Genomic DNA, 20,315 nt, shown 5'->3' on the forward strand with positions numbered 1-20,315 from the left:
CAGCGCGATATGCGTCGAGTGTCTCCAGCTTCATGCATTTCCGTAACGACCCTTCTACCTCGGCTGGCGACCGTCATCCATGGATTCGTTGCGTTCGATATCCGCCCTCCACCGTGTCACTTTCCGTGCTTGCCCTAGCCGATATCGATCGTGCGACTCACAGTGTGCGCCGGCTCCGATTTCGGCACGGTCAACGTGAGTACGCCGTTGTCAAACTTCGCCAAGGTGTGGTCGGGGTCGGCGTTTTTCGGCATCGGGATCGTGCGCATGAAGCTTCCATGCGATCGCTCCAGCCGGTAGCAGCCGTTTTCCTCGCTGCGCACATCCTGCTTTTTCTCGCCGCGCAGCACGATTACCCCATCCTCGACGCTCACCGTCAGATCTTCGCGCTCCATTCCAGGCAGTTCGGCGGTCACGCGCAGCACCTTTCCTTCATCGACGACGTCGATGCGCGGCTGGAAGCGCGATGAACTGAAATCGCCAAACCATCGTTCGAGCGCGCCACGGCCCGCAAATGGGTCGTGAAAGAACTCCTCCACTGCACGCCACGGTTCGCGTGAGAACAGTCGCGGAATGTCAGGCCACGGGGCCCGCCACTGTTCGCTTGCCGGCGGGCTTTCCGGGCCTTCTGCATCGGACTGGCGGGCAGCCCCGCGAAGGAACTTGAAGGGATTCCACTTTTTCAGATCGTTATCCATAGCGTCCTCCGATTCAGCTTCAACCTGCTTTGTGCGTGGCGCCCAGCCCATCAGGTAGCGAGCGCGCCCTGACCTCCGACTGCTCCAAGCACGCCGCGATCGATCAGTTTCGCCGCGGACCAGACCGCGTCGCGTTGCGTTTCGGCCGCGCGCGTCACGATCTTTCGCACGGGAATCGTACGGATGCGGATCGCATGTTCTTTCCAGGACTCCTGCATGACATCAGACACCGGTGCCACTGCTCCTGATTCGCAGCGGCGGCAGCGCGATCGCTCCCGCCGCTGCTTCTGACCTGCCGTTGCTGACGGTCAGGTGGACTTGACTTCGATGCGCCGCGGGCGCGCTTCGTCGCGGCGTGGGATCGTCAGCTTCAGCACCCCATCCTGGAGGCTCGCCTCGATCTTTGACGTATCGAAGTCCGGTGACAGCGTGAACGTCCGGGCGAAGTGCGGTTCGCGGACCTCGGCATGTTGCAGCCGCAGGTTTGCCGGCGTCGGCACCACCGCCTCGGCTTCGATCGAGAGGCTGCTGTCATGAACCTTGACGTCCAGCTTGTCCTTCGTCACACCGGGCAGATCCGCCCAAAGTGTGACGCCCTGGCTGTCCTCGTATATGTCGACGGCCGGGACGAGAGTGATCCGGCGCGTGGGCAGTTCAGTGTCGCGACGTGCTACGGTTGATTGGTCGCGTTCGGCCAGTTGGGTCGTGTCAGTCATGATCGTCTCCTCAGGCTACTGGACAGTGATGGCGCGCGGCTTGGACGACTCGCGCTTGCCGACACTGATCGACAGGCAGCCATTTTCGTAGCGCGCCTGGACCTTGTCGGGATCAGCGGTGTCGGGCAATTCGATGACGCGTCGGAAGGTGCCGACAAAGCGCTCCTGCGCATAGGTGCGCGTCTCGCTTCCCGTATCGGGTTGTGTCGATTTGCGTTCGCCGCTGATGGTCAGCAGGCCCTTGTCGATCGATACGTCGAGCGCGGCGGCATCGACGCCGGGCGCGAAGGCGACGATTTCGATCGACTCGTCGGTCGCACCGATGTTGATCTGAGGAAACGCGCCGAGCCGGCCGGCGCGGAGGCTGGACGGGAACCCGCCGAAGAGTTGCGCCATCTGCTGCTGCAGACGGTCGAACTCGCTGAAGAGGTCGGTTCCGAAGTAAAGATCGCTCACGATCGTCCTCCTTGAGTGCAGCCGGGAGGCGAACGGGCCTACGCGCTCCAGTTCGCCTGCCAGACTGCTGGCAAACAAATCGAAACACGCAGCGCGCGGAATGAAGCAACTCGCGCGTCTGCCTGAGCGAAACTTAAGATAGGAACTCTACGGAAAATTTCAAGGGGTGTCGGCGGATTTTCGCACTTGAAATTTCGGCGCTGGAACCTATCATCGCAGCGGCTTGGAACTGCATGCGGAGGACGCCATGGAATTCGACACGGACTGGCTTACGCTTGGCAGGCATCGTATCCGGCTGCGCTCGACGAAGGGCTTTCCGACCGAGACGATGCGCACTGTGACCGAGGTCGTCAGGCTCGCGATCGACAACAACATGAGCGCGCGGGCGCGACTCGTCGAAGTCGTCTGTCGGCAGGAGAAGACCTACGATGTGCTGGTCGGCACGACGATGGTGGAGGACAAGATTTGTGCACCGCAACTTGAAGCTGCGGTCGCGGTCGTGTTGGGCCTGTTACCTGGCCAGATCACCATCACGGTCTCTCACGTCACGCAGGAGGAGGTCGATCTACACTTTGGCGTGTACGAGCGAATGTTGTCGGAGAAGCTGGGGGCGGCACCGCCGATCCAGTGAGCGATCGGTCCGGCGCCTCGCCATGCGGCCGGTGCCGACTCCCGCCTCGTGCCATGCGGACAAGGCGCGGACGTGGCGGTGCTGGTCGCGGAATGGGAGTACCACCATGAAAATAGGGGCACGCCGATTATTCGCCGCGGCGGCCCTGCCGCGGGCGCCGTCCCTGCGGCAGTGGTCGCTATTGCACCACTGTCGCGGGCATTGCCAATCCAGCAGGACATCCGGATCGGCGGCCCGATCCAGCGGGGCAACGGGCAGTTCGCGCCGGGAGACTATCCGTACGCGGCGTAAATCGCCGGGATAGTAACGCGCGGTGCACGTCACCGGACAGGTCGGTCGCGGCGCGAATCACGCGGATCGCCTCGCTCAGGAAGTACTGAACCGACACCGACTCCGAGGCCCGCGCTACGGTGTTGCGGTGAACATGCGCCTGATCGGCCAGCGTCTGCAGGTCGATGTTCAGGGCCGCCACATAGCGTCGGGCCGACAGCACGGGGGCTGCCGTGTCGGGTTCCCGCAGCGAGCTGAGAAAGGCCTCGAAGCTGGCGGGTGCGGCGCCGGCGGGCGTCGCTGCAGAGGCCGCTGGGCGGAGGGCGCGAGGGTGTTCATGGTGTCGCGCTCCTTTTATGCACTAGTTATAGACACCTATCGCGCACATTAGGCATCACCGAGGCACATTCAAGTGGCCGGTCGTTCAGGATGGCATATGTGGAAACCGAAGCTAACGACCTCGGACCGAACTCGCTGCGACTGGGTTCAGGTGCGGTGGAATCGACTCAATCGGGGAGTGAAAAATCACCCATCTGATAAGCCGAGTTATCAGATGCAGCACTTTTATGCCTCTGCCCTGCTGTGTGCTGGCGCCGGCCATGAAAAAACCCGGCCGAAGCCGGGTTATGAGGGACGTGACCGTGGGTCGTCCAGGCGATTTCGCAGGACCGCTCAGCGGCGTGAGCGGCAGTGCGGTGCGGTCTGCTTCACGCCCGCAGCAAGGGCAAGCGCCAGGGGGGCCGGCAGTCAGGCGGCCCGACCGCCCTTAGGCGGGCGGCCATGGCGACAGCACGCTGCCCCAGCACTCGAACGCCGTTTTGCCAACGAAGTTGTCGCCTATGCCATCTAACGAATCATTGGCGACCAAGCTGAGCACGCCTTGGTCGGTGCCGTTGTCGTCGACCACCCAGCTCCAGTTTTTATCCAGCGTATAGAGCCCTACCACGGTGCCCTGGCCGAGCGCGGACTTCGTGAACCCGAAGCGCGCGTGATTGAGGATATTGTCATCCGGCGGCTCAACGGCTGAATATGGGATCAATTTCGGCGGATCGTCCGGGCTTTGCATGATCCAGTTGTCATCCACATCGCTAAATACCCCCATCGGCGGATTCAGGGAAACATGCAGAACGCATCCGGTGTGTCTTTGCATGCGACGTAACAATCTCGGCCGAAGAAGCTAGTAACCAGCGATATCCACTTTTTGTTGTACACCGACCTGAACGCAATGCCCTGCAGAGACGATCCCATGGTTGCAACTCCTCGTAGTGATCCGTGATCGGCAGCATGCTCGGTCGTCGACATGGGCGCTTTTGCCAACGCGTGCGCGTTTTGAAGATTCGGCCCTCGACTGCCGAACGTTCAATATAGAGATTCGGCGCAAATTCGTATGATAAAACCGTGTCATGCGCTTGCTGGGTCGGGTCGCGCGAGGGGCGGTTACCGCTCGCGTCGAGCCGATTGCGAAGATCATCGCACCGCCTTACAATTACCTCAAATGTAAGGAGGAATCATGTTTGAAGCCACGCTCACCAGTAAGGGGCAACTGACGTTGCCCGCCGGGATCCGGCACGCGCTCGGCCTCGCGGCCGGCGTACGGATCGTGTTTACCCCGCTCGACGATGGGACGGTCATCCTGCGCGCCAAAACCCGCAGCCTGCTCGATCTGCAGGGCGCGCTACCGTCGAACACCAGTGTACCGACCGAGGTCATGCGGATGGGCGACGCCTGATGCCCAGTCTCGATACCAACGTCCTCGTGCGCTGGCTCACCAACGACGACGTCGATCAGGTCGCGCGCATCCGTGAGTTGTTCACCGCGTCAGCCGGACAAGCCGAGGCGTTCTACGTTCCAGTGACCGTGACATTGGAAATCGAATGGGTCCTGCGTTCACGCTACAAGTTCAATCGGCAAGAGATCGTGACAGCACTCACGGCGCTGCTCGAGACGCGCGAACTCAGTTTTGAAGCGGAAGGCGCCGTTGAACGCGCCCTCCACTTGTACCGAGAGCACGGCGGGGATTTTGCTGACTGCCTGCACGTTGGCCAAAGCGGAGCCGCGGGTCGCGCACCGCTTCTAACTTTCGACCAGCGTGCGTCACGTTTGCCGGGTGCCCAGAATCTCGATCCACAGCTCAAGTAGTAGGCATTACAAAGCTCACCGACACGCACTGGATTCGATTTCGATCGGCCCGCCGAGGCCGTTGCCTCTCGCCCCGCTGAGTGTATGGGCGCTCGCAATTGAGCTTCAACCCCGTCTCAGGCGAAGCCACCTCACCCGCAGCCCCGCCCGAATCAAAGAACGTCCAGGCCCGCGTGTGACGCAATGTCCAATGAACCTGCCCGCCGGCACGTCGTCGCCAACGCAGGAAATACAGGGGCGCCGAAGTGGTGGCGGCGCCGTTTCTCGATCGCCGCGGTGGAGCGCTCAATTCCCTCTGGAGAACGCCGCGAGCGTAGAGCTTTCGCGCGACGTCCCGAAATGAAGGGGGAACATAGCCCTTAATATGTTTTCCTTCAGTTCTCGCGATTGAGCACCACAACGTCGACGAGGCGTCACACGGTCCTTGCAGGTCTGTCGTCGTTCTGAACGGCGTCTATGTTGAACCACCCCCGTGCGGTCGGCGTCCCGTGCATCCGTGCCACGCCCTTCGCCTTCTGTCACCCGCGAAGAGAGCGCCGACGCCAGTTTTTACCTGCTCGCATTGAGTCGAGTCCCGCCCCAGCAACGCACGCCTCCATCCCAAATAGTGATCTGCCTAACATCACGAGATTGCTTTTTCACATTTAATGTGATTTTATTATCACTCGTAGCAGGCCGCTGCCGACCACGCATGCGGCGCACCCCATACCAAGGAAGAGACGCAGATGGAGACAATCGCCGTCATCGGCAGCAACATGGTCGACCTCGTGACCTATGTCGCGCGCATGCCCGCCCGGGGCGAAACGCTCGAAGCACCGAACTTCGAGCTCGGCTGCGGCGGCAAGGGCGCGAACCAGGCGGTCGCGGCCGCACGCCTCGGTGCGCGCGTCGTGATGGTGACGAAGGTCGGCGACGACGTGTTCGCCGACAACACGATCCGCAACTTCGAGCGCGAGGGGATCGACACCACGCATGTGCGCAAGGTCGCCGGCGTGCCGAGCGGCGTCGCGCCGATCTTCGTCGAACCCGATTCGAGCAACAGCATCCTGATCGTCAAGGGCGCGAACCGCCACCTGAAGCCGGCTGACATCGACGCGGCCGCGCCGGCGCTCGCCGAATGCGCGCTGATCGTGCTGCAGCTCGAGATCGAACTCGACACCGTCTATCACGCGATCGCGTTCGGCGCACGGCACGGCATCCCCGTTTTGCTGAACCCCGCGCCCGCGGTGGCCGATCTCGATTTCGAGCGGATTCGCTCCGTCGAATTCTTCGTGCCGAACGAAACCGAGCTCGCGATCGTGTCGGGCATGCCGGTCGATTCGCGCGACACCGCGGCGCGCGCCGCCGAAGCGCTGGTCGCGCGCGGCCTGAAGCACGTGCTCGTCACGCTCGGCGACAAGGGTTCGCTGCTCGCGTCGCGCGACGACGTGCGGCACGTGCCGGGCGTGCCGGTCGACGCGCGCGATACGACGGGCGCCGGCGACGCGTATATCGGCTGCTTCGCGCGCTGCTACGCCGCGTCGCGCGACGTGGTCGACGCGATGCGCCACGCATCCGCGTACGCCGCGCATTCGGTCACCGGCCTCGGCACGCAGAAGTCGTACGCCGACGCCGCAACGTTCGAACGCTTCCTCCGCGACGCCGGCCTCTGACCGGCGCCTTCATCGACGAGACAATTGGGAAGGAGACACCCGTGAGCCGAGCCAGAATCGAACACACACCCGACGGCTATTACCTGACCCGCACACCGCTGTTCGCATTCACGCTGCTGTGCTGCCTGTTCGCGCTGTGGGGCACCGCCGCGAACCTGAACGACGTGCTGATCGCGCAGTTCAAGAAATCGTTCTTCCTGTCCGACTTCGAATCGGCGTTCGTGCAGTCCGCGTTCTATCTCGGCTACTTCTTCCTCGCGATCCCCGCCGCGACCATCGTGAAGAAGTTCAGCTACAAGACGACGATCCTCGTCGGCCTGCTGCTCTACACGACCGGCTGCCTGCTGTTCTTCCCGGCTGCGTCGATGGCGAAGTACGGGATGTTCCTCGTCGCGCTGTTCGTGATCGCCGCGGGCCTGTCATTCCTCGAGACGGCGTCGAACTCGTATTCGACACTGATGGGCCCACGCGACACCAGCACGCGGCGGCTGAACATCTCGCAGACGTTCTACCCGTTCGGCGCGATGGCCGGCGTGTACATGGGCAGCTTCCTGATCTTCAAGGAAGGCGATGCGTCGCATGCGCAGCTCGCGGCAATGTCGGCGGCCGATGCGCACGTGCACCAGCTCGCGATGATCCAGGCCACGCTCGAGCCGTATAAATGGCTGATCGTCGTGCTCGTCGCGGTATTCATCGTGTTTGCGCTCACGCCCTACCCGGCCTGCAAGGGCAACGGGCCGAGCGCGGCCACGCACAGGATCGACGCGCGCGGCACGCTCGCGCGCCTGTTCGGCAACCGGCGCTTCGTCGCGGGCATCGTCGCGCAGTTCCTGTACGTCGGCGCGCAGGTCGGCGTGTGGAGCTTCACGATCCGGCTCGCGATGCAGATCGGCGGCCTGACCGAGCGCGGCGCATCGCGCTACCTGCTCGCGACGTTCTTCGCGTTCTTCGTCGGCAAGCTGGTCGCGACGCTCGTGATGAAGCGCGTCGGGCCGGCCAAGGTGCTGATCGTCTACGGCATCCTGTGCATCTCGCTGCTCGCGTACACGATCAGCGTGCATAACATCACGGCCGTCTACGCAGCAGTATGCGTGAGCGTGTTCCTCGGCCCGTGCTGGCCGACGATCTACGGCCTCACGATCGACGGCCTCGGCAAGGACACCGAATACGGCGGCTCGATCCTCGTGATGAGCATCGTCGGCGGCGCGGTCGTGCCGCTGATCCAGGGGCTGATCTCCGACCATACCGGCGGCAACATGCAGCTCGCGTTCGCCGTGCCGCTCGCGTGCTTCGTCGTGATCGTCTACTACGGCTTCTACTGCCTGCGCCACCTGCCGGTCGCGACGCCCGACGCGGCAGCCGACGGCAACGCGCCCGCGCGCTACGCCGCGACGCGCACCACGTCGGGAGCGTAACCATGCGAGGCGAGATCGAACTGCGGCGCGACGACTTCCGCGACATGCCGCGCACGCTGTACCGCACCGACGGCATCACCGTCACCGCGTTCGCGTATCCGTCCGGCGTCGAGGCGCTGAAGCTCGAGAACCGCCGCGGCCACGTCGTCGTGTTGCCGTATCTCGGCCAGATGATCTGGGCCGCCGCGTTCGACGGCCGCGACCTGACGATGAAGCACATGTTCCGGCAGCCGAAGCGCGCGGTGTCGATCATCGATACCTACGGCTGCTTCATGTTCCACAGCGGGTTGCTGCGCAATGGCTGCCCGGGCCCGGACGACACGCACGCGCTGCACGGCGAGATGCCGTGCGCGCCGATGGATCGCGCAAGCCTGATCGTCGGCACGGATGCGCAAGGCGCAACAGCCGAAGTGACCGGCGAATACGAATACGTGCAGGGTTTCGGCAGCCACTACGTCGCGCGTCCGTCGGTACGGCTCGCGGAACACGACGCGCAGATGACGATCGCGATGGACGTGACGAATCTCGGCGGCGCACCGATGGACCTGATGTACATGGCACACCTGAACTATGCATACGTGCCGGGCGGCCGTTTCGTGCAGTGGTTGCCGCGCGGCGGGTTGCGATTGCGTGAAAGCGTGCCCGCGCACGTGAAGCCTACCGCCGCGTGGCGCGACTACACGGCCACGCTCGCACGCGAACCTGAACGGCTCGCGACGCTCGATGCGCCCGCGCTGTACGACCCCGAGATCGTGTTTTTCATGAACGGTGCGGAAACGGATGCAGACGGCGTCGCGCATTTCCTGCTCGCGCATCCGGACGGCGGCGCATTCCATACCTCGTACCGCCCCGAACAGTTCCCGCATGCGACGCGCTGGATCCTGCACAACGCGGACCAGCAGGTCGCCGCGTTCGCGCTGCCGTCGACCTGCGAGCCGGAGGGGTATGAAGCCGAACGCCGCAAGGGCCATGTCGCGGCGCTCGCGCCGGGCGCGACGCGCCGCTTCGACGTGGTGACCGGCTACCTGAGCGCGGCGGAAGCACGCGATGCGTGAAGCGATGCGCGGCCGCGTTGCGTCAGGTCACGAACGCAATCCCGTGTTCGCGGATCGCCGTTTCGTAGCGGCTGCCCAGTTGCCCGTCGGAGATTACATAGTTGAAGTCGGTCAGTTCGGCGAAATAGGCCGCGCGCACTTCGTCGAACTTCGTGTGGTCGACGAGCAGGAAGCGGTTCTGCGCGCGCGCCATCACCTTCTTCTTCGCGTCGACTTCGTGGAAGTTGAAGCACGTGACGCCGCAGCGGTCGCTCACGCCGGCCGCGGAGATGAACGCCTTCGACACGCGCACCGTGTCGAGGATGCCAGTTTCGGCGACCGACTCGAACACCATGTTCTTGCGGTGATACGCGCCGCCGCACAGGATCACGCTGCAATGCGGCTTTTGCTGCAGCTTCGCGAACACGTTCAGCGAATTGCAGACGGCCGTGAATTCGAGGTCGTCCGGAATGAAGTCGACGATGAACGGCGTGGTCGAGCCGCAGTCGATGAAGATCGTGTCGCCGGTCGTCACGAACTGCGCGGCCAGCTTGCCGATGCGACGCTTTTCCTCGGTCTGACGGTTGTTCTCGGCGCTGATCAGGTACTCGCCGATGTCGCTGCGCTGCGCAGCGAAATGGCGCGTCACGTAGCCGCCGATCAGGCTCAGGCCGTGCGGGTTGTCCGCGAGATCGCGGCGGATCGTCATCTCGGACACGCCGAACAGCTCGGCGACTTCCCTCAGATGAATCGCGTTCTGCCCTTGCAGCACGTTCATCAGCGTCTTGATCCGTTCGCCCTTCTTCGTTTCCATGCCTGTATCCTGCGTGCCTGTCGCACTCGTCGCTCGTCGTGCCGGGCGCGCGGGCCCGGCCGGAATGTCGTATTTGTAACAAACCGATGTGAAAACATCAACTTTCCGTGTGCCTTTCCGGCACACGATCCGTGGAGTCCTGAAACATGCCGCTTTCCAACGCCCAACTCGCCCAAACCATCGATCACACGCTGCTCGCGCCCGACGCGAGCGACGCGCAGATCCGCGAACTCTGCCGCCAGGCGGCCGCGCATCGCTTTTACTCGGTCTGCGTGAATTCGGCGAACGTGCCGCTCGCCGCACACGAGCTGGCCGATACCGGCGTGCTCGTCTGCGCGGTGGTCGGCTTTCCGCTCGGTGCGGCGCTGTCGGCCGCGAAGGCATTCGAGGCGTCGGCTGCGATCGCGGCGGGCGCCGGCGAGATCGACATGGTGATCAACCTCGGCGCGCTGAAGAGCGGCCGCGCCGACGACGTGAAGGCCGACATCGCGGCCGTGCAGCACGCATGCGGCGCGGTGCCGCTGAAGGTGATCCTCGAGACGGGGCTGCTGAGCGACGACGAGAAGGTGCGCGTGTGCGAGATGTGCCGCGATCTCGGCGTCGCGTTCGTGAAGACGTCGACCGGGTTCGGCCACGGCGGCGCGACGCTCGCGGATGTCGCGCTGATGCGCCGCACGGTCGGGCCGGACCTCGGCGTGAAGGCATCGGGCGGCGTGCGCGACCGCGCGGCCGCGCTCGCGATGCTCGAGGCCGGCGCGACGCGGCTCGGCACGAGCTCAGGGGTGGCGATCGTCACCGATCGGGGCGGCAGCGATTCGGCGTACTGACGCGCGAAGGGCGAGTGCCAGAACCGGACTGTCAGCGGCGGTGTCGAACTCCATTCACCGCCACGAGCCGTTCGTCCGTCACCGCGGCAAGCCACGAAGCGTGGATCCGCATTCGGCTTGCCTGCTTCGGGAGGCGAGCCAGAGCGCAGCTCCGGTCCAAAAAATCAACCGATCATCCGCAAATCACGGCCACCGTCGGCGACTTGCGCAACGTGCGTATCCGCTATCAGCCGGATCGCGAGCGGCTCAATTCCACGCATGGCGCGCCGGACGCACGCCGTTCAGGTAGTAGTTGCCGACGAGGTGATACTTCCACCGCACCGGATCGTGCAACGTATGCGTGCGCGCGTTGCGCCAATGCCGGTCGAGATTGTGCTCGGCGAGCGTCGACTGCGTGCCGGCCAGCTCGAACAGCTTCTCACCCGCGAGCAGCGCGATCTCGGTCGTCAGCACCTTCGCTTCGCCGACCGCGACCGACGCGCGCGCGACATCGTCATCGGTCACCGTGCCGCGCGCGCCGATCTCGTCGAGCGTGCGCGCCGCGCGTTCGAGCAGCGCTTCCGCCGCATGAAGCTGAATATGCAGACGGCCGATCTCGCGGAGGATCAGCGGATCGTCTGCCGCCCGTTCGACGCCGCTGTCGACCCATGGCCGCGTACGGGTGCGCACGAACACCAGCGTATCGTCGATGGCCGCTTTCGCGATGCCGGCATCGATCGCCGCCTGGATGATCTGCGACAGCGGGCCGTTGAGCGTCGGCTCGTCCGATACGCGCTGCGCGGGCAGTACATGCGACGCGGGCACGCGCACGCCGTCGAGCACCACCGTGCCGCTCGCGGTCGTGCGCTGCCCGAACCCCGACCAGTCGTCGATCACGGTCAGCCCCGGCGTCGGCTGCGGCACGTACGCAAGCCACGCGTGCTGCGCATCGTCGAGGCCGAGCACCGGCACGTAATGCGCGAACAGCGCGCCCGTCGAGTAGAACTTCGTGCCATCGACGACATAGTCGTCGCCGTCGCCGCGCACGCGCGTCTTCAGATCGAGCACGTGCTTCGTGCCCTTCTCCGAGAAGCCGTTGCCGAACCGCTTGCCGCTCAGCACTTCCGCGAAGAAATAGCGCTTTTGCGTATCGGTGCCGACCAGTGCGATCACGTCGACCAGCCCGAAATGGTTCTGCGGCAACTGTCCGAGCGACGCATCGGCCGCCGCGACGATCTTGATCACCTCGGTGAGCGTCACATGCGATACGCCCGCGCCACCGTATGCCTTCGGCACCGTGATCGCCCATAGCCCCGACTGCGAGAACCATTCGATCTCGTCGCGCGGCAACCGGCGCTCCCGATCGCGTCCGGCGGCGCCTTCCGCAAGCCGCTGCGCCAGCACATGCGCGGCCGCGATCGCCTGCGCATCGTCGGTGATCACTCGGGCCGCTTGCGGTTTCGCTTCGGCCGGCCGCTCCTGAATCGTGGCGCTCGTATCTGACATCGGGCTCTCCTGTCGAATGGCGAAAGCGTTCAATCTAGCAGTGCGCTGCAGGTCGGCAAACCGAGCGATTCTCGTAACGATATTCCTTCGGATCACAAACGATATCGAGAATCACGTACGCGGCACCATGCTTCAGCGTCGCAATCGATGCCCGAACGGCGGAGCGTCCCCAGCCGGTCCGCGTAATGCTCATCGACGATAACGATCTGCGAATCCGTTATTGGAACGCACGCCCCGCGCTTCCTATACTGGCCTCCCGGCGCAAACGGCCCCGCCATTCGAGGAAATCCGCATGACTTCGTCGCACGCAGACACCGACCTTTCCACCGGCACCGACTACGACGCACTCGCGAGCCGGTTCCGGCCGATTTTCGACCGCATCGCTGCGGGCACCGCCGAACGCGAACGCCGCCGCGAACTGCCGCACGAAGCGATCGGCTGGCTGAAGGCGGCCGGCTTCGGCGCGGTGCGGCTGCCGATACGAGACGGCGGTGCCGGCGCATCGCTGCCGCAGTTGTTCCGGCTCTTGATCGAGCTCGCCGCCGCCGATTCCAATCTGCCGCAGGCGTTGCGTGGACACTTCGCGTTCGTCGAGGACTGGCTGAACGCGCCGCCCGGGCCGCAACGCACGACATGGTTCGACCGATTCGCGAGCGGCCAGCTCGTCGGCAACGCGTGGTCGGAGGCCGGCGACGTGCCGCTCGGCCAGACCATCACGAAGGTGTCGGAGCAGAACGGCCGGCTCGTGCTGAACGGGCGAAAGTTCTACAGCACGGGCAGCCTGTTCGCCGACTGGATCGACGTGTTCGCGCAGCGCGCGCACGACGGCAGCGACGTGATCGTCGCCGTCGCGACCGCACAGCCCGGCGTGATCAGAGAAGATGACTGGGACGGCTTCGGCCAGACGACCACCGGCAGCGGCACGACGCACTTCGAGAATGCGACGGTCGACGCCGACAACGTGATCGACTTCGCACGCCGCTTCAAGTACCAGACCGCGTTCTACCAGCTCTTCCACGTTGCGACGCTGGCCGGCATCGGCCACGCGATCGTGCGCGATGCGGGCGCGCTCGTGCGCACTCGCACCCGCGTGTACAGCCACGGCAACGCGCCGCGCGCGGGCGACGACGCACAGCTGCAGCAGGTGATCGGCGAGATCGCATCGTGGGCGTACGCGGCCGACGCGCTCGCGCTGCGCGCCGCGCAGCCGCTTCAGCTCGCCTACGAAGCCCGCTTCGGCGGCGACGAACAGGCCGAGCACGACGCGAACGTCGCGGCCGAAATCGAATCCGCGCAGAGCCAGCTCGTCGTGTCCGAACTCGTACTGCGCGCCGCAACACGCCTGTTCGACGCGCTCGGTGCGTCCGCCACGCGCAGCACGACCGCGCTCGACCGCCACTGGCGCAACGCGCGCACGGTGTCGTCGCACAATCCGCTCGTCTACAAGGCCAGGATCGTCGGCGACTGGGTCATCAACGGCCGCACGCCGCCGTTCGTCTGGCGCGTCGGCAACGGCACGAGCGCCGGCGCGGAACCGGGAGTCGCGCGATGAGCAAGACCATTCGCTTCAACGCGTTCGAGATGAACTGTGTCGGCCATCAGTCGCCGGGGCTGTGGGCGCATCCGCGTGACCGTTCGTGGCAGTACAAGGACCTCGATTACTGGACCGACCTCGCCCGCATCCTCGAACGCGGGATCTTCGACGCGATCTTCATCGCGGACGTGATCGGCTATTACGACGTCTACAAGGGCAGCAACTACCACGCACTGCACCAGGCCGCGCAGATTCCGGTCAACGACCCGCTGCAGCTCGCGGCGCCGATCGCGATGGCGACCGAGCATCTCGGCATCGGCATCACCGCGTCGACCACGTTCGAGCACCCGTACACGTTCGCGCGCCGGCTATCGACCGCCGACCATCACACCAAGGGCCGGCTCGCGTGGAACATCGTCACGTCCTATCTGGAAAGTGGCGCGAAGAACGTCGGCGATCACGGCTTGCGCACGCACGACGACCGTTATGCGGTCGCGGCCGAATACGTCGAGGTGCTGTACAAGCTGTTCGAGGGCAGTTGGGAAGACGGCGCGGTGGTGCGCGATCGCGACGGCCGCGTGTTCACGCATCCCGAGAAGGTGCACGAGATCGGCCACAAGGGCCGCTTCTTCGACGTGCCCGGCTATCACCTGTGCGAACCGTCGCCGCAGCGCACGCCGGTGCTGTTCCAGGCCGGCGCGTCCGGCCCCGGCAAGGCGTTCGCCGCGCAGCACGCCGAATGCGTGTTCGTCGCCGCGCCGACCCGCGAGCAGCTCGCGCGCTACGTGGCCGATGTGCGCGCGCAGGCCGCCGCCGCGGGCCGCGATCCGCGCAAGGTGCTGATCTACAACCTCGTCACGGTGATCGTCGACGAAACCGACGCAAAAGCACAGGCCAAGTTCGACGAGTACCGCCGCTACGTGTCGTACGACGGCTCGCTGGTGTTCATGTCCGGCTGGACCGGCATCGACTTCGGCCAGTATGCGCCGGCCGATCCGGTCAGGCGCGTCGAAACCAATGCGATCGTGTCGGCGGTCGAGCACCTCGCCGGCGGCGACACCGCGTGGACGATCGAGGCGCTGGCGGCATGGGGCGGCATCGGCGGACTCGGCCCGGTGTTCGTCGGGTCGGCAGCGACCGTGGCGGACATCCTGCAGGAATGGGTTGCCGCAACCGACGTGGATGGCTTCAATCTCGCGTATGCGGTCGCGCATGAAACCTTCGAAGACATCGTGCGCTTTCTCGTTCCGGAGCTGCAACGGCGCGGCGTCTATCCGACGCAGTATGCGCCGGGCACGCTGCGCGAGAAACTGTTCGGCGGCACGGCGCGGCTGCCGGACGAGCATCCGGCCGCGCAGTTTCGCGATATCGAGCAGGTCAAGCGCGATGCCGGGCGGGAGACCGTCAGCGCGTGACGGCAAGGTCGAAGCCGGCTTGCCCGCATTCTGCGGCGACCGGCTTCAGCGCAAACGGCTTCGTGCGGTCCGACGAAGCCGTTGGTATTTTCCGGGGCGGTGAACGCTCGTCCGCCAGCGTTTACGCGGCGCTTTCGTCGTCGATGTCGCGCGCCGTCGGCTCGTAACGCACGATCAACAGAAACACGATCGGCGTGACGGCACTGATCGCGACGACCCAGAACATATCCGTACCCAGACGGGCCTGCAGGATCGGCAGCACGAACAGCGCAAGCGCCTGGCCGATGCCGCACAGCGAACGCCCGAAGCCGACACCGGTGCCGCGGATCGCCGCCGGGTAAGACAAGGTGGGATAAATCATCATCTGCGCACCCGGCCCGAAACCTTCGGCGAACAGCCAGGTGCCGAGCATCAGCAGCACGATGCCGACCGCGAGCGCGCCGTGCGGATGCCCGGCCAGCGCAAGCGCGACAAGCGCGACGAACTGCAGCGCGAAGCCCGCGATCGCGACATGACGCGACGGATATCGATACGCGAGGCGCATGCCCAGCAAGCCGCCGGTAAACGCGAACAGAACGTTCAACGCGAGCGACGCCGCGATCGTCTCGAACACGCCCGCACCGAGAAACTGCGACAGGATCGACGGCAGGAAGAACGCAATCGCCGTGTACTCGAACGGGATGCACAGGTTCATCACGCTGGCGACGATCGTGCGTCCGAGATACGGGCGCTGGAACAGCACGCGAATCCGCACGGGCGGCTGGCTCGGCTCGCGTCGCGCATCCTCCGCTTCGTGTGCGTGTATGCCGTACGACTCGCGAAGGATTCGCGCGGCATTGGCCAGGTCGCCCTGGTTCGCGGCCCATAGCGGCGACTCGTTCATGAAACGATTCCTGACCAGAATGATGACGAGCGCTGGCACCGCGCCGAAGATCAGCGACGCGCGCCAAAGCCAACCCGCGTGCTCGGCCGGCAACAGGAAATACAGGCCGAAGATCAGCAGGAAACAGACCGACGACGCCACGTACCACATCGGGCACCACGCGGCGAGCCGCGACGCCTTGTTGCCGCGGCCGCTGAACTTCGAGAATTCCGCGAGAAACGCCATCGCGACAGGCAGGTCGATGCCGACACCGAGCCCCATCACGAAGCGTGCGCCGATCAGCACCCAGACGTTCGGCGCCAGCCCGGCCGCGATCGCGGCGATCACGAAAAACAGCATGTCGGCCATGAACACCTGATAACGACCGATCCTGTCGGTCAACCATCCGCCGATCAGGCTGCCGAAGATCGTGCCGATCATGATCGCCGAACCGACCAGCCCGGTCAGCGCGGGCGTCAGACCGAACTCGCGCGCGACGTCGTCGATGCCGTAGGACAACGTCGTCAGGTCGTACGCATCGAGAAACACGCCGCCGAGCGCGAGCAGCACGATCATCCGCGCATGGCTGACGGAGCTGTCCGTCGTATTGATCAGGCGCGCCACGTCGCTCGCGGAGCGGATAGGCGCGGAAACCGGCGTGACCGCGTTCAGATCGATCGAACTCATCGCTTTCCTTTGTTGCGCCGAATGCTCGGCGATATTCACGGGAGCCAGGAACCCAGCACGCGCATTCGCTGTCGACAGCGCATGAAGCGAATGCCCAACCGTCGGCACGTACTGTCGTCGAGTTCCGGCAGCGGAGATTCTGTTCTCCCGATCCGGTTATCCCAAGCGATATAAAGCGATAAATTATTCGGTATGCGTCATAAAGTTGCCCGTCGCGTGCGCTTAGCAGCAGCGTGCATGTGCAATCGTGGATTTCTTCGTTATCGATTCGCCGGCGCTTCGGTACATTGGACGGTCATCCTGCCTGTTCGCGGCGCGTTGCCGCTCTTCCGGAGATTCCCCGATGAAGCTGTCCTGGTCCCGCGCATGGCAATCCGCGGCCGTCGTCGTTACCGCATTCGCCGGTCTCGTATCGATGCACGCACGTGCGGCAACCCCCGCGGAAATCCGCGTCGACTATGCGTACTACTCGCCGGAGAGCCTGGTGATTCGCCACTTCGGCTGGCTCGACGACGAGTTCAAGGCCGACCGCACGTCGATTCGCTGGGTGCTGAGTCTCGGCAGCAATCGCGCGCTGGAATACCTGAACAGCGGCGCGGTCGATTTCGGATCGGCCGCGGGGCTCGCGTCGGTGCTCGCCCGGGCAAACGGCAACCCGATCCGCGCCGTATACGTGTTCTCGCGCCCCGAGTGGACTGCGCTCGTGGTCCGCAAGGATTCGCCGATCCGCTCGCTCGCGGACCTGAAGGGCAAGAAAATCGCGGCGACGCGCGGCACCGATCCGTTCCTGTTCACGCTGCGCGCGTTGCACACGGCCGGCCTGACGCGCGACGATGTGGAGATCGTGAACCTGCAGCATCCGGACGGGCGCTCCGCACTCGCGAACGGTCAGGTCGACGCATGGGCCGGTCTCGATCCGCACATGGCCGCCGCCCAGCTCGACGACAACGCACGCCTGCTGTACCGCAACGTCGCATTCAATACGTATGGGTTCCTGAACGTCCGCGACGCATTCGCCAGCCAGTACCCGCAGGCGGTCACGCGCGTGCTGAAGGTATACGATCGCGCACGCCAATGGATCATCGCGCATCCGGCCGACACCGCACAGATCGTCGCCGACGAATCGAAGGTATCGCTGCCGGTCGCGAAACTGCAGCTTCAGCGCAACGACTTTGGCGACCCGGTGCCGGGCGATACCCAGCGCGCGGCGCTGAAGGCAGCGGCACCGGTGCTGACGGCCGAACAGCTAACCAAGCCAGGCGTCGATCCCGCGAAGGTTGTCGATACGCTGATCGATCCGGCATTTGCGCGCCCGCTCGTCGCCGCATCGCACTGAGGTGCCGCCGATGACGGACACCGCTGCCCGCGACGACGCACTCGCGCCCCGCCTCGCCGAATCGCCCCGCGCGAGCCGGCGCGACCCGCTTCGCGCGTGGCGCGTCGCGGGCCTCGCGCTGCCGTTCGCCGCGCTCGCGCTGCTGGAATATGGCGTGCGGCACGGCTGGCTGCCGGACCATCTCGTCCCGGCCCCGAGCGAGATTCTTGATACGCTCGCCCGGATGGGCATCACGCGCGTCGCACGCCATATCGGCGCGAGCACGCTTCGGGTTGCGTCGGGTTTCGCGGCCGGTGCCGGACTCGCGCTCGTCGTCGGCGCGGCGATGGGCCTGAGCCGACGGATCGACGCGCTGCTGGAGCCGACGTTCCAGGCGCTGCGCGCGATCCCGTCGCTCGCGTGGGTGCCGGTGCTGCTGCTGTGGCTCGGCATCGATGAAGCGCCGAAAATCACGCTGATCGCGATCGGCGCGTTCTTTCCGGTTCATCTGGCGGTGGTCGCCGGGATTCGCGACGTCGACCGCAAGCTCGTCGAGCTCGGCGCGGTATACCGGCTTGGCCCGATCGCGCTGTTCCGTCGAATCCTGCTGCCGGCCGCGCTGCCGCAAATCGTTACCGGCCTGCGTACCGGCCTCAGCCTTGCGTGGATGTTCATGGTCGCCGCGGAGCTGATCGCGGCAACGCGCGGCCTTGGCTTCCTGTTGAGCGACGGCCGGGAAACCGGGCGCCCCGATCTCGTGTTCGGCGCGATCCTGCTGCTCGCGTTGCTCGGCAAGCTGACCGACGGCGCGATGCGGCGCATCGAGTCGCACTGGCTCTGCTGGCGCGACGCGTTCGACAACACGCCGCGCGAGGCGTCGAAATGAGCACGCTTCCTTCTGCGCACACGACGGCGGGCACCGATGCGCCGCTGCTCGACCTGCGGATCGCCAGCAAGCTTTACGGAGATCGCACGATCCTCGCCGGCATCCCGCTGCAGGTCGCCCGCGGCGAGATCGTCTGCATCGTTGGCCCAAGCGGTTGCGGAAAAAGCACGCTACTGCGAATCGTCGCCGGTCTCGACACGGACTTCCGCGGCAGCGTGAAGCTCGACGGAATGGCGCTCGACGGGCCATCCCCGCGCGTCGGCGTCATTTTTCAGGAACCGCGGCTGCTGCCGTGGCTATCGATCGCGGACAACGTCGGCTTCGCGTCCGGCCCGCGAGGCGGCCGCGAGCCGACTGTCGCACGGCTGCTCGACGAAGTCGGCCTTGCCGGCGCCGCGCGGCAGTTGCCGGCCACGTTATCGGGCGGGATGGCCCAGCGCGCCGCGATCGCGCGCGGGCTGTTCGGCGAGCCTGACCTGCTGCTGCTCGACGAACCGTTCAGCGCGGTCGACGCGATCACCCGGATGCGGTTGCAGACGCTGCTGCTCGATGTGGTTCACCGTCACCGGATGTCCGCGATCGTCGTCACGCATGATCTCGACGAGGCACTGTATCTCGGCGATCGCGTGCTGATGCTCGCGCCGAACCCGGGCCGCGTCCACGACGAGATCCACGTCGCGGTCGCGCAGCCGCGCGATCGGCGCGACCCGTCGCTGGCCGCGCAACGCGCGCGGCTAATGGACGCGTTCCAGCGTTTTCACGATCGCGCCGACGGCACGAGACCCCAGCCGCGCGGCCATCAGGCATCCGGAATCCGGGGGGCTTGAAATTCCCTGGCAAGAGCCGGCCAGTCCTGCGAGCGTGCCGCCCCGGCGCGTCATGCACGGGTGTGCCGCAGTTCGCCGTCGATGGTTTGCGGCAACCTCAGCAGGTTGAAGATCGGGCAGACCGCTTCGACCGCCTGATGCAGCGCGCGAATCGCGTCGGGCAGCTCGGGCGACACGATGTCGAGCGTATAGCGGAGGTTGTGCGGGAACACGGGCACATGCTCGAAACCCGGCTGCTGCGCGAGCGGATGCTGGTCGCCGGTCACCTCCACCTCGATCGCATCGATCTTCAGGCCGCGCTCGGCGGCCTGGATCAGCGTGATGTGCGTGAGGCAGCTGCCCAGCACGCCGAGCTGCAGCTCCGGCGACGCGGGTCCGAGGTTGTAGCCCGCGAAGTCGGGCGGACTGTCGCTGATCACCTGGAAGTCGCGAATGCGGATCTCCCGCACGCCGCTGCGGCCGAGCGCGCGCACGGTCGCCTTCAGCGGCGTCGCCTTGAAATCGGGATCGTTGCGTGCCGCTTCCTGCTTCGCACGCCAGGCGTCGCGTTTTTGGGCGAGATAGTCGTTCAGGGTCGTCATGGCCGGGTCGTCAGTGCGTCAGTCGATTGTGCTTCGCGCAGGGCGGCGTCCGCCGCCCGCTGTCGGCGGCG

At 65.4% G+C, this 20,315-nt stretch carries 22 protein-coding genes; 13 read left to right on the forward strand and 9 right to left on the reverse strand.

The window, feature by feature from the left end; translation table 11 throughout:
* Positions 1 to 134: 134 nt before the first annotated feature.
* The 4 genes from BT264_RS15265 to BT264_RS15275 all read right to left on the reverse strand — a co-directional run bounded on the left by BT264_RS15265 (position 135) and on the right by BT264_RS15275 (position 1,870).
* On the reverse strand, positions 135 to 698 hold the full coding sequence (locus BT264_RS15265; RefSeq protein ID WP_072437746.1) for an Hsp20/alpha crystallin family protein: 564 nt from the start codon (positions 696 to 698) through the stop codon (positions 135 to 137).
* Positions 699 to 748: 50 nt separating this feature from the next.
* Entirely contained in the window at positions 749 to 928 is a 180-nt protein-coding gene (locus BT264_RS38175; RefSeq protein WP_143156742.1) for a hypothetical protein, read from the reverse strand.
* A gap of 78 nt (positions 929 to 1,006) precedes the next feature.
* A complete protein-coding gene (locus BT264_RS15270; RefSeq protein WP_072437745.1) occupies positions 1,007 to 1,414 on the reverse strand; it encodes an Hsp20/alpha crystallin family protein in 408 nt (135 codons plus the stop codon).
* Positions 1,415 to 1,429: 15 nt separating this feature from the next.
* Complete coding sequence (locus tag BT264_RS15275) at positions 1,430 to 1,870, reverse strand: Hsp20/alpha crystallin family protein (protein ID WP_072437744.1); 441 nt, start codon at positions 1,868 to 1,870, stop codon at positions 1,430 to 1,432.
* A gap of 247 nt (positions 1,871 to 2,117) precedes the next feature.
* Here BT264_RS15275 and BT264_RS15280 point away from each other — a divergent pair, with 247 nt between their 5' ends.
* Together BT264_RS15280 and BT264_RS38180 are read left to right on the forward strand one after the other, a co-directional pair.
* Complete coding sequence (locus tag BT264_RS15280; RefSeq protein ID WP_072437982.1) at positions 2,118 to 2,501, forward strand: hypothetical protein; 384 nt, start codon at positions 2,118 to 2,120, stop codon at positions 2,499 to 2,501.
* A 72-nt stretch (positions 2,502 to 2,573) separates the two neighbouring features.
* Positions 2,574 to 2,792 (forward strand): hypothetical protein, encoded by a 219-nt coding sequence (locus BT264_RS38180; protein ID WP_143155702.1) that lies wholly within the window; start codon positions 2,574 to 2,576, stop codon positions 2,790 to 2,792.
* A gap of 745 nt (positions 2,793 to 3,537) precedes the next feature.
* On the opposite strand, the gene BT264_RS15290 is transcribed toward BT264_RS38180, so the two are convergent.
* Positions 3,538 to 3,921: a hypothetical protein gene (locus BT264_RS15290; RefSeq protein ID WP_256260635.1), complete on the reverse strand. Its 384-nt coding sequence runs from the start codon at positions 3,919 to 3,921 to the stop codon at positions 3,538 to 3,540.
* 360 nt (positions 3,922 to 4,281) lie between these two features.
* Between BT264_RS15290 and BT264_RS15295 the strand changes: the two genes are divergently transcribed.
* From BT264_RS15295 to BT264_RS15315, 5 genes are all read left to right on the forward strand, one after another.
* Entirely contained in the window at positions 4,282 to 4,500 is a 219-nt protein-coding gene (locus BT264_RS15295) for an AbrB/MazE/SpoVT family DNA-binding domain-containing protein (RefSeq protein WP_072437743.1), read from the forward strand.
* Positions 4,500 to 4,910 carry a PIN domain-containing protein gene (locus tag BT264_RS15300; RefSeq protein ID WP_072437742.1) on the forward strand — a complete coding sequence of 137 codons (411 nt, stop codon included), beginning with the start codon at positions 4,500 to 4,502 and terminating at the stop codon, positions 4,908 to 4,910. The genes BT264_RS15295 and BT264_RS15300 overlap by 1 nt, the downstream gene beginning before the upstream one ends.
* Before the next feature lie 725 nt (positions 4,911 to 5,635).
* Entirely contained in the window at positions 5,636 to 6,562 is a 927-nt protein-coding gene (gene rbsK / locus BT264_RS15305; RefSeq protein ID WP_072437741.1) for a ribokinase, read from the forward strand.
* 41 nt (positions 6,563 to 6,603) lie between these two features.
* On the forward strand, positions 6,604 to 7,977 hold the full coding sequence (fucP, locus tag BT264_RS15310) for an L-fucose:H+ symporter permease (protein ID WP_072437740.1): 1,374 nt from the start codon (positions 6,604 to 6,606) through the stop codon (positions 7,975 to 7,977).
* Between the two features lie 2 nt (positions 7,978 to 7,979).
* Complete coding sequence (locus tag BT264_RS15315; protein ID WP_072437739.1) at positions 7,980 to 9,032, forward strand: aldose 1-epimerase family protein; 1,053 nt, start codon at positions 7,980 to 7,982, stop codon at positions 9,030 to 9,032.
* Positions 9,033 to 9,054: 22 nt separating this feature from the next.
* Here the strand turns inward: BT264_RS15315 and deoR are convergent, their stop codons facing one another.
* Positions 9,055 to 9,825 carry a DNA-binding transcriptional repressor DeoR gene (gene deoR / locus BT264_RS15320; RefSeq protein WP_072437738.1) on the reverse strand — a complete coding sequence of 257 codons (771 nt, stop codon included), beginning with the start codon at positions 9,823 to 9,825 and terminating at the stop codon, positions 9,055 to 9,057.
* Positions 9,826 to 9,971: 146 nt separating this feature from the next.
* On the opposite strand from deoR, the gene deoC reads away from it, so the two are divergent.
* Positions 9,972 to 10,652, forward strand: coding sequence for a deoxyribose-phosphate aldolase (gene deoC, locus BT264_RS15325; RefSeq protein ID WP_072437737.1), 681 nt, complete (start codon positions 9,972 to 9,974; stop codon positions 10,650 to 10,652).
* Between the two features lie 246 nt (positions 10,653 to 10,898).
* Here the strand turns inward: deoC and BT264_RS15330 are convergent, their stop codons facing one another.
* The gene (locus BT264_RS15330; RefSeq protein WP_072437736.1) at positions 10,899 to 12,137 is read right to left on the reverse strand and encodes an SfnB family sulfur acquisition oxidoreductase; all 1,239 of its coding nucleotides are present in this window, start codon (positions 12,135 to 12,137) and stop codon (positions 10,899 to 10,901) included.
* 292 nt (positions 12,138 to 12,429) lie between these two features.
* On the opposite strand from BT264_RS15330, the gene BT264_RS15335 reads away from it, so the two are divergent.
* Together BT264_RS15335 and BT264_RS15340 are read left to right on the forward strand one after the other, a co-directional pair.
* Positions 12,430 to 13,689, forward strand: coding sequence for an acyl-CoA dehydrogenase family protein (locus BT264_RS15335; protein ID WP_072437735.1), 1,260 nt, complete (start codon positions 12,430 to 12,432; stop codon positions 13,687 to 13,689).
* Entirely contained in the window at positions 13,686 to 15,086 is a 1,401-nt protein-coding gene (locus BT264_RS15340) for an LLM class flavin-dependent oxidoreductase (RefSeq protein WP_072437734.1), read from the forward strand. Before BT264_RS15335 ends, BT264_RS15340 begins: the two co-directional genes overlap by 4 nt.
* A 121-nt stretch (positions 15,087 to 15,207) precedes the next feature.
* Here the strand turns inward: BT264_RS15340 and BT264_RS15345 are convergent, their stop codons facing one another.
* Positions 15,208 to 16,635: an MFS transporter gene (locus tag BT264_RS15345; RefSeq protein ID WP_034184591.1), complete on the reverse strand. Its 1,428-nt coding sequence runs from the start codon at positions 16,633 to 16,635 to the stop codon at positions 15,208 to 15,210.
* Between the two features lie 343 nt (positions 16,636 to 16,978).
* Here BT264_RS15345 and BT264_RS15350 point away from each other — a divergent pair, with 343 nt between their 5' ends.
* The 3 genes from BT264_RS15350 to BT264_RS15360 are packed head-to-tail and all read left to right on the forward strand — an operon-like array spanning position 16,979 to position 19,663.
* On the forward strand, positions 16,979 to 17,971 hold the full coding sequence (locus tag BT264_RS15350; protein ID WP_072437733.1) for an aliphatic sulfonate ABC transporter substrate-binding protein: 993 nt from the start codon (positions 16,979 to 16,981) through the stop codon (positions 17,969 to 17,971).
* Between the two features lie 10 nt (positions 17,972 to 17,981).
* A complete protein-coding gene (locus BT264_RS15355) occupies positions 17,982 to 18,836 on the forward strand; it encodes an ABC transporter permease (RefSeq protein ID WP_072437981.1) in 855 nt (284 codons plus the stop codon).
* Positions 18,833 to 19,663 carry an ABC transporter ATP-binding protein gene (locus tag BT264_RS15360; RefSeq protein WP_072437732.1) on the forward strand — a complete coding sequence of 277 codons (831 nt, stop codon included), beginning with the start codon at positions 18,833 to 18,835 and terminating at the stop codon, positions 19,661 to 19,663. Before BT264_RS15355 ends, BT264_RS15360 begins: the two co-directional genes overlap by 4 nt.
* 50 nt (positions 19,664 to 19,713) lie before the next feature.
* Here BT264_RS15360 and BT264_RS15365 read toward each other — a convergent pair whose 3' ends face one another.
* On the reverse strand, positions 19,714 to 20,244 hold the full coding sequence (locus BT264_RS15365; protein WP_072437731.1) for an OsmC family protein: 531 nt from the start codon (positions 20,242 to 20,244) through the stop codon (positions 19,714 to 19,716).
* Between the last annotated feature and the right edge of the window lie 71 nt (positions 20,245 to 20,315).

The sequence above is a fragment of the Burkholderia sp. NFPP32 genome, assembly GCF_900119325.1.
GTDB lineage: Bacteria > Pseudomonadota > Gammaproteobacteria > Burkholderiales > Burkholderiaceae > Burkholderia > Burkholderia pyrrocinia_C.

Coding starts and splice junctions, on each gene's coding strand:
- BT264_RS15265 (WP_072437746.1), bottom strand. CDS start 698: ATGGATAACGATCTGAAAAAGTGGAATCCCTTCAAGTTCCTTCGCGGG.
- BT264_RS15270 (WP_072437745.1), bottom strand. CDS start 1,414: ATGACTGACACGACCCAACTGGCCGAACGCGACCAATCAACCGTAGCA.
- BT264_RS15280 (WP_072437982.1), top strand. CDS start 2,118: ATGGAATTCGACACGGACTGGCTTACGCTTGGCAGGCATCGTATCCGG.
- BT264_RS15290 (WP_256260635.1), bottom strand. CDS start 3,921: ATGCAAAGACACACCGGATGCGTTCTGCATGTTTCCCTGAATCCGCCG.
- BT264_RS15295 (WP_072437743.1), top strand. CDS start 4,282: ATGTTTGAAGCCACGCTCACCAGTAAGGGGCAACTGACGTTGCCCGCC.
- BT264_RS15300 (WP_072437742.1), top strand. CDS start 4,500: ATGCCCAGTCTCGATACCAACGTCCTCGTGCGCTGGCTCACCAACGAC.
- rbsK (WP_072437741.1), top strand. CDS start 5,636: ATGGAGACAATCGCCGTCATCGGCAGCAACATGGTCGACCTCGTGACC.
- BT264_RS15315 (WP_072437739.1), top strand. CDS start 7,980: ATGCGAGGCGAGATCGAACTGCGGCGCGACGACTTCCGCGACATGCCG.
- deoR (WP_072437738.1), bottom strand. CDS start 9,825: ATGGAAACGAAGAAGGGCGAACGGATCAAGACGCTGATGAACGTGCTG.
- deoC (WP_072437737.1), top strand. CDS start 9,972: ATGCCGCTTTCCAACGCCCAACTCGCCCAAACCATCGATCACACGCTG.
- BT264_RS15330 (WP_072437736.1), bottom strand. CDS start 12,137: ATGTCAGATACGAGCGCCACGATTCAGGAGCGGCCGGCCGAAGCGAAA.
- BT264_RS15335 (WP_072437735.1), top strand. CDS start 12,430: ATGACTTCGTCGCACGCAGACACCGACCTTTCCACCGGCACCGACTAC.
- BT264_RS15340 (WP_072437734.1), top strand. CDS start 13,686: ATGAGCAAGACCATTCGCTTCAACGCGTTCGAGATGAACTGTGTCGGC.
- BT264_RS15345 (WP_034184591.1), bottom strand. CDS start 16,635: ATGAGTTCGATCGATCTGAACGCGGTCACGCCGGTTTCCGCGCCTATC.
- BT264_RS15350 (WP_072437733.1), top strand. CDS start 16,979: ATGAAGCTGTCCTGGTCCCGCGCATGGCAATCCGCGGCCGTCGTCGTT.
- BT264_RS15355 (WP_072437981.1), top strand. CDS start 17,982: ATGACGGACACCGCTGCCCGCGACGACGCACTCGCGCCCCGCCTCGCC.
- BT264_RS15360 (WP_072437732.1), top strand. CDS start 18,833: ATGAGCACGCTTCCTTCTGCGCACACGACGGCGGGCACCGATGCGCCG.
- BT264_RS15365 (WP_072437731.1), bottom strand. CDS start 20,244: ATGACGACCCTGAACGACTATCTCGCCCAAAAACGCGACGCCTGGCGT.